This is a genomic window from Acidimangrovimonas sediminis, assembly GCF_002871005.1.
GTDB classification, from domain to species: Bacteria; Pseudomonadota; Alphaproteobacteria; order Rhodobacterales; family Rhodobacteraceae; genus Acidimangrovimonas; species Acidimangrovimonas sediminis.
On the sequence record NZ_PHSN01000010.1, the window covers coordinates 127901 to 140550 of the forward strand.

The 12650-nt window shown below is 67.7% G+C and carries 13 protein-coding genes and 1 tRNA gene; 8 read left to right on the forward strand and 6 right to left on the reverse strand.

Annotated features, from left to right (window positions below):
• Positions 1-227: 227 nt before the first annotated feature.
• The 4 genes from CVV76_RS10625 to pdxH all read right to left on the reverse strand — a co-directional run bounded on the left by CVV76_RS10625 (position 228) and on the right by pdxH (position 2174).
• A tRNA-Pro gene (locus CVV76_RS10625) sits at positions 228-304 on the reverse strand.
• Positions 305-345: 41 nt separating this feature from the next.
• On the reverse strand, positions 346-852 hold the full coding sequence (locus CVV76_RS10630) for a DUF192 domain-containing protein (protein WP_332888540.1): 507 nt from the start codon (positions 850-852) through the stop codon (positions 346-348).
• The gene (locus CVV76_RS10635; RefSeq protein WP_102224619.1) at positions 849-1448 is read right to left on the reverse strand and encodes a cold-shock protein; all 600 of its coding nucleotides are present in this window, start codon (positions 1446-1448) and stop codon (positions 849-851) included. Before CVV76_RS10635 ends, CVV76_RS10630 begins: the two co-directional genes overlap by 4 nt.
• A gap of 123 nt (positions 1449-1571) precedes the next feature.
• A complete protein-coding gene (gene pdxH / locus CVV76_RS10640; protein WP_102224714.1) occupies positions 1572-2174 on the reverse strand; it encodes a pyridoxamine 5'-phosphate oxidase in 603 nt (200 codons plus the stop codon).
• Positions 2175-2413: 239 nt separating this feature from the next.
• On the opposite strand from pdxH, the gene fabI reads away from it, so the two are divergent.
• The 8 genes from fabI (at position 2414) to CVV76_RS10680 (ending at position 10893) form a co-directional block, all read left to right on the forward strand.
• On the forward strand, positions 2414-3235 hold the full coding sequence (gene fabI, locus CVV76_RS10645; protein ID WP_102224620.1) for an enoyl-ACP reductase FabI: 822 nt from the start codon (positions 2414-2416) through the stop codon (positions 3233-3235).
• Positions 3236-3282: 47 nt separating this feature from the next.
• Entirely contained in the window at positions 3283-3879 is a 597-nt protein-coding gene (locus tag CVV76_RS10650) for a LysE family translocator (RefSeq protein ID WP_102224621.1), read from the forward strand.
• Positions 3880-3889: 10 nt separating this feature from the next.
• A complete protein-coding gene (gene gpt / locus CVV76_RS10655; protein ID WP_102224622.1) occupies positions 3890-4396 on the forward strand; it encodes a xanthine phosphoribosyltransferase in 507 nt (168 codons plus the stop codon).
• A 10-nt stretch (positions 4397-4406) separates the two neighbouring features.
• The gene (locus CVV76_RS10660; protein WP_158243135.1) at positions 4407-4904 is read left to right on the forward strand and encodes a DUF2127 domain-containing protein; all 498 of its coding nucleotides are present in this window, start codon (positions 4407-4409) and stop codon (positions 4902-4904) included.
• Between the two features lie 163 nt (positions 4905-5067).
• Complete coding sequence (locus CVV76_RS10665) at positions 5068-6267, forward strand: aminotransferase (RefSeq protein ID WP_102224624.1); 1200 nt, start codon at positions 5068-5070, stop codon at positions 6265-6267.
• A gap of 82 nt (positions 6268-6349) precedes the next feature.
• On the forward strand, positions 6350-8248 hold the full coding sequence (locus CVV76_RS10670) for a peptidylprolyl isomerase (protein WP_102224625.1): 1899 nt from the start codon (positions 6350-6352) through the stop codon (positions 8246-8248).
• Between the two features lie 11 nt (positions 8249-8259).
• Positions 8260-9771: an anthranilate synthase component I gene (gene trpE / locus CVV76_RS10675; protein WP_102224626.1), complete on the forward strand. Its 1512-nt coding sequence runs from the start codon at positions 8260-8262 to the stop codon at positions 9769-9771.
• 252 nt (positions 9772-10023) lie between these two features.
• On the forward strand, positions 10024-10893 hold the full coding sequence (locus CVV76_RS10680; RefSeq protein ID WP_102224627.1) for an NAD(P)-dependent oxidoreductase: 870 nt from the start codon (positions 10024-10026) through the stop codon (positions 10891-10893).
• 119 nt (positions 10894-11012) lie between these two features.
• Here the strand turns inward: CVV76_RS10680 and trpD are convergent, their stop codons facing one another.
• Positions 11013-12026 (reverse strand): anthranilate phosphoribosyltransferase, encoded by a 1014-nt coding sequence (gene trpD, locus CVV76_RS10685; protein ID WP_102224628.1) that lies wholly within the window; start codon positions 12024-12026, stop codon positions 11013-11015.
• The gene (locus tag CVV76_RS10690) at positions 12023-12616 is read right to left on the reverse strand and encodes an anthranilate synthase component II (protein WP_102224629.1); all 594 of its coding nucleotides are present in this window, start codon (positions 12614-12616) and stop codon (positions 12023-12025) included. The genes trpD and CVV76_RS10690 overlap by 4 nt, the downstream gene beginning before the upstream one ends.
• Positions 12617-12650: the final 34 nt, after the last annotated feature.

Here is a 12650-nt window from a genome sequence, read left to right on the forward strand (position 1 = left end):
CGCGCCTGAACCTGCGTCGGGCCCCGGCGTGGGTCACGCTGGACGGATCACGCTATCACGCCGGATCACGATCTCATGACCCCGTGGCAAAGTCTGGATCAGGTTGGTGCGAAACCGAAGAACTTTCCGCGCGGGAGGGCAACGGCCGCATGCAAGGCGGTGCTGCCTCCCGACGTGAAAACCGGCGGTATGAAAACCGGCGGCGTGATCGGTGGATCATGTGGGAATGGTCGGGGCGGCGAGATTCGAACTCACGACCTTCTGTACCCAAAACAGACGCGCTACCAGGCTGCGCTACGCCCCGACGGCGCCTGCATACAAGGGAAGCCGGGCGGAGGAAAGCGCCTAACGCGCGTCGCAGCGCCAGAGTGCCGCAGATTGCGGCATGACGCCGGCCCGCATCTGCGCGCCGACCCTCAGGCCGGCGTGGGCGGCGGCGCCACCGTTCACCTCGAGCACCGCGAAAACCTTGTCACCGCCGAAGATCGGCGTATCGTCCATCGGCTTTGCCTTCTCGGCGATCCGTGTCACCCGGCCCGCCCGGTCGAGAAACACCATGTCGAGCGGGATCAGCGTGTTATGCATCCAGAACGAGACCGACTGCGGCGTGCCGAAAAGGAACAGCATCCCCGCATCCGCATCGAGATGCCGAACGTTCATCAGGCCCCGCGTCCTCTCGTCGTCGGTGCGGGCATATTTGACCTGAAAGGCCACGACCGGTGTGCCCGCGCCGGTACCGGAGCGGAACTCCACCCGGCCAGGAGCACAGCCCGCCTGGGCTGCAACTCCTTGCCAGATAAGGATGAAAGCCGAAACCGTCGCGACGCGAAGCCAGCGCGGAAGCGCCGTCACGCGGAATTCTCGCTCGAGGTCTCGTCGGAGCTCTCATGAGAACTTTCGTGGGAGCCTGCATGGGCAGGCTCGCGCAGCGCGGCCTCCCACGAGGTCACCTGCGTCGCCATCCGGCCGCGGCGGCCCTCTATGATGCGCAGTCCGATCGCCTCGCCCGGCTGCAGGTCGGCAAAGCCCGACATCCGCAGAACTTCGATATGGACGAACACGTCCTCCGACCGGCCGAACACGTTGGCAAAGCCGAAGCCCTTGCCCTTGTCGAACCACTTCACCCGCGCAGGTTCCAGCGGCTGATCTGCCGGATCGGGCATCGCATCGCCCGCCAGATCGTCGAGAACTCCCTGCCCGGCCACGGGCTCGGGCGGTTCGATCGTCAGAACTTCGGTCGCCTGGGCCCCACGTTGCGTCTGTTGCACCCGGACCGCGATCCCCGCGCCGTCCGCGACGGAGCTCTGGCCGAAGTTGCGCAGAACGTTCGCATGGAGCAGGATATCCGGGCCGCCGTCGTCGGCCACGATGAAGCCGAATCCCTTTACGGGATCGAACCACTTAACGCGGCCGTGAACCTCTTGCGGGGCCGTGCCTTCTTCGGTCATCTTGTTCTTCGCTTCCCCAAAATCTTGCCCATCCCCCGGGCCCGAGTTGTCGCAATTGCATTGGTGAATTCAAGCACAAAATTTCACCATGCAAAGACCAGTGCATTTCACGAAGCGTGAAATTCAGGGGTTCAGACGCTGAATATTCCACGCATCTTCAAGGTGTTCCCGACGCCAGCGGAACCGGTCATGAAGCCGGAACGCACCGTCCGCCCAGAACTCTATCTCGAGCGGCCGCAGCCGGTAGCCTCCCCAGAAGGGAGGCCGTGTCGGAGCCGATCCCTTTTCGGCAGTGACCCTGGCGACCTCGGCCATCAGGGCCATGCGCGAGGGTAGCGGCTCGGACTGGCGGGACGCCCACGCTCCGAGCCGGCTCTTGAGCGATCTGGACGCATAATACGCGTCGGCCTGCGGACCATCCTCGCGTTCAAGGGTTCCACGCACCCTGATCTGGCGCCTCAGGCTCTTCGAGTGTAGCACGAACGCGGCCTTCCCGGCAGCATCGATTTCACGAGCCTTCACACTCTCGTAATTGGTGTAAAAGACGAAGGCGTCGGCCTCGATCTCCTTGAGCAGCACCATCCGCACGTTGGGCAGGCCATCGGGATCCACGGTCGCCAGCGCAATCGCGTTCGGGTCGTTCGGTTCCTGCGTCTCGGCCTCCGCCAGCCAACGCGCCGCCAGCGCGAAGGGGTCGTCGCCCGCGAAGATGCCGCTTCTGTCCACCATGGCTCACCTCTCGCAAAAGACCGCCGTAGCGGATCGCCCGCGCCCATACAAGTGACGTCGCTGCCGCTGCGCAAGACCCCGCCACAGCGCCGCCCCAACCGCCCGCAAACAGGCCGCGAGAGGGCCGTGGCGCCCGCCCCGGGCCCGCCCGGCGGGCCGCCGCTCTGGCCCTTGATGCGGCGCGCGTCATCGCCTACAGGAATGCGACACGCGCAAAGGTCGGCGAGGGACAAGGCATGCCAAATGGGCTGATGGAGGGGAAGCGGGGCCTGATCATGGGTCTTGCGAACGACAAGTCGATTGCCTGGGGCATCGCCAAGGCTTTATCCGACCAGGGGGCCGAGATCGCCCTGTCGTACCAGGGTGAAGCACTGAAGAAGCGGGTCACCCCGCTGGCCGAACAGATCGGCACGTCGGTGATGGTCGAATGCGACGTGACCGACGCGGACTCGCTCGACACGCTGTTCGATACGCTAAAGTCCGAATGGGGCGCGATCGACTTTGTCGTCCACGCGATCGGCTTTTCCGACAAGAACGAGCTGCGCGGGCGCTACGTCGACACCTCGCGCGACAACTTCCGCACCACGATGGACATCTCGGTGTTCTCCTTCACCGCGATCTGCAAGCGCGCAGCGGAACTGATGCCGGCGGGCGGCAGCCTGCTGACGCTGACCTATTACGGCGCCGAACAGGTCATGCCGCATTACAACGTCATGGGCGTGGCCAAGGCGGCGCTCGAGGCTTCGGTGATGTACATCGCCGAGGACCTGGGCAAGCTGGGCATCCGCTGCAACGCGATCTCGGCCGGGCCGATCAAGACGCTTGCGGCAAGCGGGATCGGCGACTTCCGCTACATCATGAAGTGGAACGAGCTGAACTCGCCGCTGCGGCGCAACGTCACGCAGGAAGAGGTCGGCAAGGCTGCGCTCTACCTGCTGTCGGATCTCGGCTCGGGCACGACGGGCGAAACGCTGCATGTCGACGCGGGCTACCACGTGGTCGGGATGAAGGCGGTCGACGCCCCCGACATCGACGCGGTCACCGGCCGCAAGGAGTGAGCCGCGGCTGACGCACCCGCGGCGGGAGGAGGCGCGGAAAGAACGCCATGAGCATCGCAAGCCTTCTGGCCTTCAACCTGGCGATCCTGGGTGCGCTCTGCGTCCCCGGCCCCGCCCTGCTGTCGCTGCTGCGCCAGTCGCTGATCCGGGGCCGGCCCGCGGCGCTGGCCACCGCCGCGGGGCTTGCCACCGCCGCAACGCTCTGGAGCCTTGCCGCGATCGTCGGGCTGTCGGCCCTTTTCGCGCTGGTGCCCTGGGCCTATGCTGCGATCAAGCTGGCGGGGGCGGCCTACCTTGGCTGTATCGCGGTCGCGCTGTGGCGCGGGGCGCGCGATCCGCTGCCCGCGGCGGTGCCCTCGCACGGACGCAGCTTTCGCTTCGGCCTGCTGTCCAACCTGTCGAACCCCAAGGCCGTCTTCTTCATCGCCGCGATCTTTTCCACCGTCTTCCCGGTGATGCCGCGCGGCGAGACGGCGGCGTTCGTGCTGGCGAACCACTTCGCGCTGGAACTGGCGTGGTATTCCGCCGCCGCCCTGATGCTGACCACGGCGCCGGTAAGCGCCGCCTATCTGCGGGCCAAGGCCTGGATCGACCGGACGAGCGCCGTGATCCTCGGGCTCATCGCCGTCCGCACCGCCACCTGAGGAGCACGCCATGTCCGACCGTCTGCCGCATGAAAAGGGGTTCCATGTTTCCTGGGACCAGATCCACCGCGATGCCCGCGCGCTCGCCTGGCGGCTGGATGGCCAGGGGCCGGGCGACGGCGGCTGGCATGCCGTGGTCGCGATCACGCGCGGCGGCATGGCGCCCGCGATGATCGTCGCGCGCGAGCTCGACATCCGCCTCGTCGACACGATCTCGGTCAAGTCCTACAACCACCAGACCCAGGCCGAGCCGCGCGTCATCAAGGCCCCGCAGGCCGAGCTGATGGGCGCCGACGGCGAGGGGGTGCTGGTGGTCGATGACCTGGTCGATACGGGAAAGACGCTGGAACTGGTGCGCAAACTTTATCCCAAGGCGCATTTCGCCACCGTCTACGCAAAGCCGCAGGGCCGCGAGATGGTCGATACCTTCATCACCGAAGTCAGCCAGGACACCTGGATCTTCTTCCCCTGGGACATGGCGCTGCAATATGTCGAGCCGTTCCGGGGCAAGGACTGAGAACCCGCCGATGCCCGCGGGCCATCTCGACCGTCTGGCACGCTGGCTGCACGGATCCTACCTGTTCGGGTTGGGGATGCAGGCACTGATCGGCTCGGTGCAGTTCGTCGCGGCGCTGGTGCTGATCGGCGCGCAGATGACCGACGAGATGGCCGAGCTTGCACACTGGACCTCGCGGATGATGGCGACGCAGACCCCGGACCCGCTGGCCGCGCGGGCGCTGCGGGCGCTACATGAATTCTCGGTCCATCCGCATACCTTCTGGTCGGTCTACCTGCTGGGCCACGGCATCCTGAACCTCGGGGTGGTGGTGGCGCTGCTGGCGCGCAAGCACTGGGCCTACCCCGCGTCGATCCTCGTGCTGGTGGCCTTCATCGTCTACCAGATGTGGGACTTTTCCCTGACCCATGCGCCGGTGCTGATCCTGCTGTCGCTGTTCGACCTGGCCGTGATCGGGCTGGTCTGGCGGGAATGGCGCGAAGTCCGGGAGCGCGGCGCCGAGAGATGACTTGGCGGCGGGGGGGCACACCCCCGTACCCGCCGCATCCGCGGGGGTTTCACACCCCCGCACCCCCGTGGGATATTTCCACTCAGAAGAAAGAAAGGAAGCGGGGCTTTCGGCGGGTCGGGCGCTGCGCTACCGTCGCGCGGATTTGCCCTGGAGACCGACGATGATCAGCCCGCTCAATCCGCATATGGCCGCGACCTTTCCGCCCCCGGTGATGGAGGCGCGGCGCTGGCTGGAGGGGGTGAGCTTTCCGCCCGGGCGGCCGCTGATCAACGTGAGCCAGGCAGCACCGGTCGCGCCGCCGCCCGAGGGGCTGCGCCGGGCGATCGCCGAGGCCGCGCTGACCGACGACGCGGCGCATCTTTATGGCCCCGTGCTGGGCCTGCCGGAACTGCGGGCCGAGGTGGCGGCGCAATGGACGGCGGCCTATGGCGGCACCGTCGCGCCGGGACAGGTGGCCATCACCCAGGGCTGCAACCAGGCCTTCTGCGCGGTGATGTCGACGCTGGCGGGGCCCGGCGACGAGGTTATCCTGCCGACTCCGTGGTACTTCAATCACAAGATGTGGCTGGAGATGACCGATGTCCGCGCCGTGCCACTGACGACAGATGACACCCTGGTGCCCGACCCCGAAGCGGCGGCCGCGCTGATCGGTGACCGGACGAGGGCGATCGTGCTGGTCAGCCCCAACAACCCTGGCGGGGCGGAATACCCGCCCGAGGTGATCCGCGCCTTCCACGACCTGGCCCGGCGGCGCGGTATCGCGCTGATCCTCGACGAGACCTACCGCGATTTCGACAGCCGCGAGGGGCGGCCGCACGACCTGTTTGCCGATCCGGACTGGGACGAAAGCTTCATCCAGCTCTATTCCTTCTCCAAGGCCTACCGGCTGACCGGGCACCGGGTCGGGGCGCTGGTGGCATCGTCCGCGCGGCTGGCGGAGGTGGAGAAGTTCCTCGACACCGTGGCGATCTGCGCGAACGGCCTTGGCCAGCGCGCGGCGCTCTGGGGGATGCGCAACCTCGGCCAGTGGCTGGCGGGCGAACGGGCCGAGATCCTCGACCGCCGCGCCGCGGTGATCGAGGGGTTCCCGGCCGTCGAGGGCTGGCGCCTGCTGGGCTGCGGGGCCTATTTCGCCTATGCCGAGCATGGGTTCGACACCCCCTCGGACCAGTTGGCGCAGCGGCTGGTGCGCGAGGCGGGCGTGCTCATGCTGCCCGGCACGATGTTCCAGCCCGAGGACGGCGGCGCGGGCCAGGCGGCGGGACGGCGGCAGATGCGGATCGCCTTTGCCAACATCGACCGCGCCGGCATCGGCGAGATGTTCGCGCGGCTTCGGGCCCATGGCGCGGATCACGCCTAGGATGGGGCGCATCTGACGGCTTGCCCCCCTGCCCCCGGGCCATTACAGAACCAAGCGGAACGCAAGTAACGGGAGGCGATGCATGGCCCGCCGCAGCACTGGGGACAAGCCGAAACGCAAGGAGCGCGCCGAGGGCGAGAAGCGCTCTCGCAAGGGGGCGATGGTCATCTCGTGGATCCTGCTGGGGCTGATCGTGATCGGCCTCGGCGGCTTCGGTATCACCAATTTCGGCGGTGGCGTCTCCAACATCGCCAGCGTCGGCGATACCAAGATCACGGTGGACGATTACGGCCGCGCGATGAAGCAGGAGCTTCAGGCGGTATCGGCCCAGACCGGCAAGAACGTCACCTTCCAGCAGGCCCAGCAGATGGGCCTCGATCAGCAGGTCCTTCAGAAGCTGGTGCTGACCGCCGCGCTTGATGACGAGGATCAGCGCCAGGGGATCTCGGTCGGCGACAAGAAGCTGCGCGCCGACATCACGGGGATGAAGGCGTTCCAGGGGGCCGACGGCAAGTTCAGCCGCGACGCCTACCGTTTCGTGCTGCAGCAGAACGGCCTGACCGAAGGCGCGTTCGAGGCCAAGATCCGGCAGGAGATGGCCCGCGGCATCCTGCAGGACGCGGTGGTGAACGGCTTCGGCACGCCGAAATCCTATGTCGACACGATCGTGCATTACGTGGGCGCGCGCCGCGGCTTCGAGATCCTCAAGCTGTCGTCGGACGATCTGAAGACCCCGGTGCCGACCCCGACCGACGCCCAGCTTCAGGCCTATTACAAGGCCCATCCCAAGCAATACACCAGCCTTCCGGCCAAGCGCATCACCTATGCCCAGCTGCTGCCCGACGAGGTGGCGAAGACCCTCAAGGTCGACGAGGCCGAGCTGAAGAAATACTACGATCAGCACAAGTCCGACTACGTCAAGCCGCAGCGCCGGCTGGTGGAGCGGCTGGTCTATCCCGACGAGGCCAAGGCCAAGGCCGCCAAGGCCAAGCTGGATGCCGGCACCTCGTTCGAGGCGCTGGTCAAGGCGCGCGGGCTGGAGCTGAGCGATATCGACATGGGCGACGTGACCCAGGACCAGCTGAGTTCCGCCGCGGGCAAGGCCGTCTTCGCCGCCCAGAAGGGCGCCGTCGTGGGCCCGGTGCAGTCGAGCCTGGGGCCCGCCCTGTTCCGCGTGAACAACGTGCTGCCGGCACAGACCACCAGCTTCGCCGAGGCCAAGCCGGATATCCAGGACGAGCTGGCGCAAAGCCAGGCGCGGCACAAGATCTCGGCCCAGATCGAGCATCTGAACGACCTCCTGGCCGGGGGCGCCACGCTTGAGGATCTGGCCAAGGAAACCGACATGACGCTGGGCACCGTCGACTTCAACGCCAAGACCGACGACGGCATCGCGGGCTACGAGGGCTTCCGCAAGGCCGCGCAGAAGGTGACCAAGGACGACTATCCCGCGATCATCGAGCTGGACGACGGCGGCATCGTGGCGCTGCGCCTCGACGACAACGTGAAACCGGCGCTGGAGCCCTTCGACAAGGTCAAGGACCAGGTGACGGAAGACTGGACCCAGGCCCAGACCGACAAGGAGCTGAAGGCCGAGGCCGAAGCCGCCAAGAAGGCGGCCGAGGCGGCGGGCGGCGATCTGGCCAAGCAGGGCACCGTCGACGTGCAGGAACCGATCATCCGCTCGGGCTACATCGACAACGCCCCGCCCGGGCTGCTGGACGGCGTGTTCGACATGAAGCAGGGCGAGATCAAGCTGTTCCCCGGCAAGGAAACGGTCTGGGTGGTCAAGCTGACCCAGGTCCTGCAGCCCGACACCAAAGATCCCGACCTCAAGAAGGTCGAGGACCGGATTAAGGATGACGGCCAGCAGGGCATCGCCAACGACGCCTTCCTCTACTTCGCTAAGGCGATCCAGTCGCGGCAGGGCATCCAGATCAATCAATCCGCGATCAACGCGGCCAATGCCCAGCTTCGCTGACGGAGGACGGAATGCAGCTTTCTCCCTCTTTCGAGGAATTCGAGGCCGGTTGGAAGGCGGGTGAGAACCAGGTGGTGCACGGCCGGCTTGCGGCCGATCTGGACACCCCGGTCAGCCTGATGCTGAAACTGGCCGGGGCGCGCAAGAACAGCTTCATGCTGGAAAGCGTGACCGGGGGCGAGGTACGCGGGCGCTATTCCGTCGTCGGGCTGAAGCCCGACCTGATCTGGGAATGCCGGGGCGAGACCAGCCGCATCAACCGCGATGCGCGGTTCGACGAGGGGGCATTCACCGATCTCGACGGGCACCCGCTCGACACGCTCCGCGCGCTGATCGCGGAAAGCCGGATCGACATGCCGGCCGAGCTTCCGGCAATTTCCTCGGGGCTTTACGGCTTTCTCGGCTACGACATGATCCGTCTGGTGGAACACCTGCCCGACGTGAACCCCGACCCGATCGGCCTGCCCGACGCGGTGCTCCTGCGCCCCTCGGTCGTGGCTGTGCTGGACGGCGTGAAGGGAGAGGTCACGGTGGTCGCGCCCGCCTGGGTCGGCTCGGGCCTCTCGGCGCGGGCGGCCTATGCCCAAGCGGCGGAACGGGTGATGGATGCGGTGCGCGATCTCGAACGCGCGGCGGTCGGCGAAAGCCGCGACCTCGGCGCCATGGTCGCCCCGGGCGAGGCGGTGTCGAACTTCACCAAGGACGCCTACATGGCCGCGGTCGAGAAGGCCAAGGATTACATCCGCGCGGGCGACATCTTCCAGGTCGTGCCGGCGCAACGCTGGGCCCAGCCCTTCCCGCTGCCGCCCTTCGCGCTCTACCGCTCGCTCCGGCGCACCAACCCTTCGCCCTTCATGTTCTTCTTCAACTTCGGGCCCTTCCAGGTGATCGGTGCAAGCCCCGAGATCCTCGTGCGTCTGCGCGAGGGCGAGGTGACGATCCGCCCCATCGCCGGCACCCGCCCCCGCGGCGCGACGCCGGCGGAGGACAAGGCGCTGGAGGAGGATCTGCTGTCCGACAAGAAGGAACTGGCAGAACACCTCATGCTCCTCGACCTCGGGCGCAACGACGTCGGCCGGGTGGCGAAGATCGGCACCGTCCACCCGACCGAGAAGTTCATCGTGGAACGCTATTCCCACGTCATGCACATCGTCTCGAACGTGGTGGGCGAGCTGAACGAGGGTGAAGATGCGCTGTCGGCCCTCCTCGCCGGGATGCCCGCGGGTACGGTCTCCGGCGCGCCGAAGATCCGCGCGATGCAGATCATCGACGAGCTGGAGCCGGAAAAGCGCGGCGTCTATGGCGGCGCCTGCGGCTATTTCGCGGCCAACGGCGAGATGGACATGTGCATCGCCCTGCGCACCGCGGTGCTGAAGGACCAGACGCTCTACATCCAGTCGGGCGGCGGCGTGGTCTACGACAGCGACCCCGAGGCCGAGTGGCAGGAAACCGTCAACAAGGCCAAGGCGATGCGCCGCGCCGCGGAAGACGCCGGGATGTTCGCCCAAGGTGGAAACGGCTGAAGCCCGCCGCCCGCCGCATTCTTCGGCACCACGTCGGCCGCCACCTCTCCTGCCACCTCTCCTGCCACCGCGTCTGCCACCGCGTCTGCAACCGCCGCCCCTCTCCAGGGGCCTGCCTCTCCACGATATCGTGACGCCCTCCGCTGGATCGCGCCCGCCCCCGCCCTAGCTGGCGAGGGGCGCGCTGTCGCCGCCCCGGTGGCAGCACCCGGGCCGACGCGCTGGCATCACGAACGGGAAGGAGACAATCTCATGAAAGTTGGTTTCATCGGTCTCGGGCAGATGGGCAGCGGGATCGCCGGCAACCTGCTCAAGGCGGGGCACGAGGTGACGGTCTGGAACCGCAGTCCCGACAAGGCGGACAGCCTGGTCGAAGCCGGCGCCGCGCGCGCCGCGACCCCGGCCGAGGCGGCACAGGGCGATGTCGTCATGACGATGCTGGCCGATGACAAAGCCGTGGAAAGCGTTGTCTTCGGCGAGGACGGGATCGCCGGCTGCCCCGCGCTGCACGTCTCGCACAGCACGATCAGCATCGAGCTGTCGGAACGGCTGGAGGCGGCGATGTCCGGCGCCGGCGGCTACGTTGCCGCGCCGGTCTTTGGACGCCCCGAGGTCGCGGCGGCGGGCAATCTCTTCGTCATCGCCGCCGGGCCCGCCGACGCGCTCGACCGCTGCGCGCCGCTGTTCGACGCGATCGGCCAGCGCAGCTTCGTCGTCGGCGACCACGGGCCCGCCGCCAACCTCGTGAAGCTCTGCGGCAACTTCATGATCATGACGGCGGTGGAAAGCATGGCCGAGGCGATGACCTTGGCCGAGAAGGGCGGGATCGAGCGGCAGGCCCTGCTCGAGGTACTAACCGGCACGCTGTTCGGTTCGCCGATCAACAAGACCTATGGCGAGATCCTCGTGAACGACAGGTTCCGCCCCGCCGGCTTCGCCGCCCCCCTCGGCCTCAAGGACATGACCCTCGTCGACGAGGCGGCGCGCCGGTCGAACGTGCCGATGCCCTTTCTCGGCACGATCCGCGACCATCTGAAATCGGTCATCGCCACCGAAGGCCCCGATATCGACTGGGGCGCCGCCGCCCTCGCCGTCCGCCGCGGCGCCGGCCTCGGCAACTGACCCCGCAAGGGGGCGCCTCCCGGCAGCCCGCCCGGCAACCCATACAGGCATCCGGCCCCGGCGCCCCCAACTTCTTCTGAGCGAAAATATCCCCGCCGGAGGCATCCGGCGCAGCCGGATCAGCCTGCCCGGGTCACCAGCGACAGCGCCTCGACCTTGGCCCTGGCGGCGCCGGAATCGATGCTCTCGCGCGCCATCTCGGCACCGGTCTTCAGGTCCTCCGCCCTGCCCGCCACGACCAGCGCCGCGGCGGCGTTGAGCAAGACGGCGTCGCGGTAGGCCCCCGTCGCCCCGTCCAGAAGCGCGCGCATCGCCGCGGCGTTCTCGGCCGGCGTGCCGCCCAGGATCGCCTCGAAAGGATGCACCGGCAGGCCCGCATCCTCGGGCGACACGGTGAATTCGCTGATCCTGCCGTCCTCCAGCGCGGCCACCATCGAGGGCGCCGCGATCGACAATTCGTCGGTCCCGTCACCACCATGGACAAGCCAGGCCTTCTCCGACCCCAGCGCCTGCAGCACCTCGGCCATCGGGCGGATCAGGTCGGCGGTGAAGGCCCCGGTGAGCTGGCGCTTGACCCCGGCGGGGTTGGTCAGCGGCCCGAGGATGTTGAACAGCGTCCGCGTGCCAAGCTCGATCCGGACCGGGCCGACATGGCGCATCGCCGGGTGGTGCATCGGCGCCATCATGAAGCCGATGCCGACCTCCTTCAGCGCGCGCTCCACCTCCGCCGGGCCGACCATCACGTCGATCCCCATCTCGGTCAGCGCATCCGCCGCCCCCGATTTCGACGAGAGGTTGCGGTTGCCGTGCTTGGCCACCACCACCCCCGCGCCCGCCACGACGAAGGCCGTCGCGGTCGAGATGTTCAGCGTGCCCTTGCCGTCGCCCCCGGTGCCGACGATGTCGATCGCGCCCGCGGGGGCCGCAACCTTGTGGCACTTGGCCCGCATCACCGCCGCGGCGGCCGCATATTCGCCCACCGTCTCGCCCCGGGTGCGCAGCGCCATCAGAAGGCCGCCCATCTGCGCCGGGGTCGCGTTGCCCTCGAACAGGATCTGGAACGCGCCCTCCGCCTCCTCGCGGGTCAGCGGACGGGTAGGCACGATGCCGAGATAGGTCTTCATGTCGCTCATGCCGTGACCCCGGCGCGCGACTTCGCCATGTCGAGGAAGTTGCGCAGAAGCTGGTGACCATGCTCGGAGGCGATGCTTTCGGGGTGAAACTGAACCCCCTCGATCGGCTTCTCGCGGTGCCTCAGCCCCATGATCGTGCCGTCCTCCAGCTCCGCCGTCACCTCCAGCACATCGGGAAGCGACGCCCGCTCGACCACCAGGCTGTGATACCGCGTCGCGGCAAAGGGCGACGGCAGGCCGGCAAACACCCCCTGCCCCTGGTGCCGGATCTGGCCCATCTTGCCATGCACGATCTCGGAATGACGCACCACCTTGCCGCCGAAGGCCTGCCCGATGGTCTGGTGCCCGAGGCAGACCCCCAGCAGCGGCACGCCCTGCTCGGCGGCGGCGGCGGTCAGCGGCAGGCAGATCCCGGCCTGCGCCGGATCGCAGGGCCCGGGCGACAGCACGATCGCCTCGGGGGCCATGGCGATTGCCTCCTGCACCTCGATCTTGTCGTTGCGCACCACCCGCATCTCGGCGCCGAGGTCGCCCAGAAAATGCACGAGGTTGTAGGTGAAGCTGTCATAATTGTCGATCAGCAGCAGCATGGCGGCCCTTCCCGGCGCCCGGGTCCCGAAGACC

Bases quoted from the DNA above. Each gene is read 5' to 3' on its own strand.
- trpE (WP_102224626.1), top strand. From the start codon at position 8,260: ATGCAGCTTTCTCCCTCTTTCGAGGAATTCGAGGCCGGTTGGAAGGCG.
- CVV76_RS10680 (WP_102224627.1), top strand. From the start codon at position 10,024: ATGAAAGTTGGTTTCATCGGTCTCGGGCAGATGGGCAGCGGGATCGCC.
- trpD (WP_102224628.1), bottom strand. From the start codon at position 12,026: ATGAGCGACATGAAGACCTATCTCGGCATCGTGCCTACCCGTCCGCTG.
- CVV76_RS10635 (WP_102224619.1), bottom strand. From the start codon at position 1,448: ATGACCGAAGAAGGCACGGCCCCGCAAGAGGTTCACGGCCGCGTTAAG.
- CVV76_RS10660 (WP_158243135.1), top strand. From the start codon at position 4,407: ATGCCCGCGGGCCATCTCGACCGTCTGGCACGCTGGCTGCACGGATCC.
- gpt (WP_102224622.1), top strand. From the start codon at position 3,890: ATGTCCGACCGTCTGCCGCATGAAAAGGGGTTCCATGTTTCCTGGGAC.
- CVV76_RS10665 (WP_102224624.1), top strand. From the start codon at position 5,068: ATGATCAGCCCGCTCAATCCGCATATGGCCGCGACCTTTCCGCCCCCG.
- CVV76_RS10670 (WP_102224625.1), top strand. From the start codon at position 6,350: ATGGCCCGCCGCAGCACTGGGGACAAGCCGAAACGCAAGGAGCGCGCC.
- fabI (WP_102224620.1), top strand. From the start codon at position 2,414: ATGCCAAATGGGCTGATGGAGGGGAAGCGGGGCCTGATCATGGGTCTT.
- CVV76_RS10690 (WP_102224629.1), bottom strand. From the start codon at position 12,616: ATGCTGCTGCTGATCGACAATTATGACAGCTTCACCTACAACCTCGTG.
- CVV76_RS10650 (WP_102224621.1), top strand. From the start codon at position 3,283: ATGAGCATCGCAAGCCTTCTGGCCTTCAACCTGGCGATCCTGGGTGCG.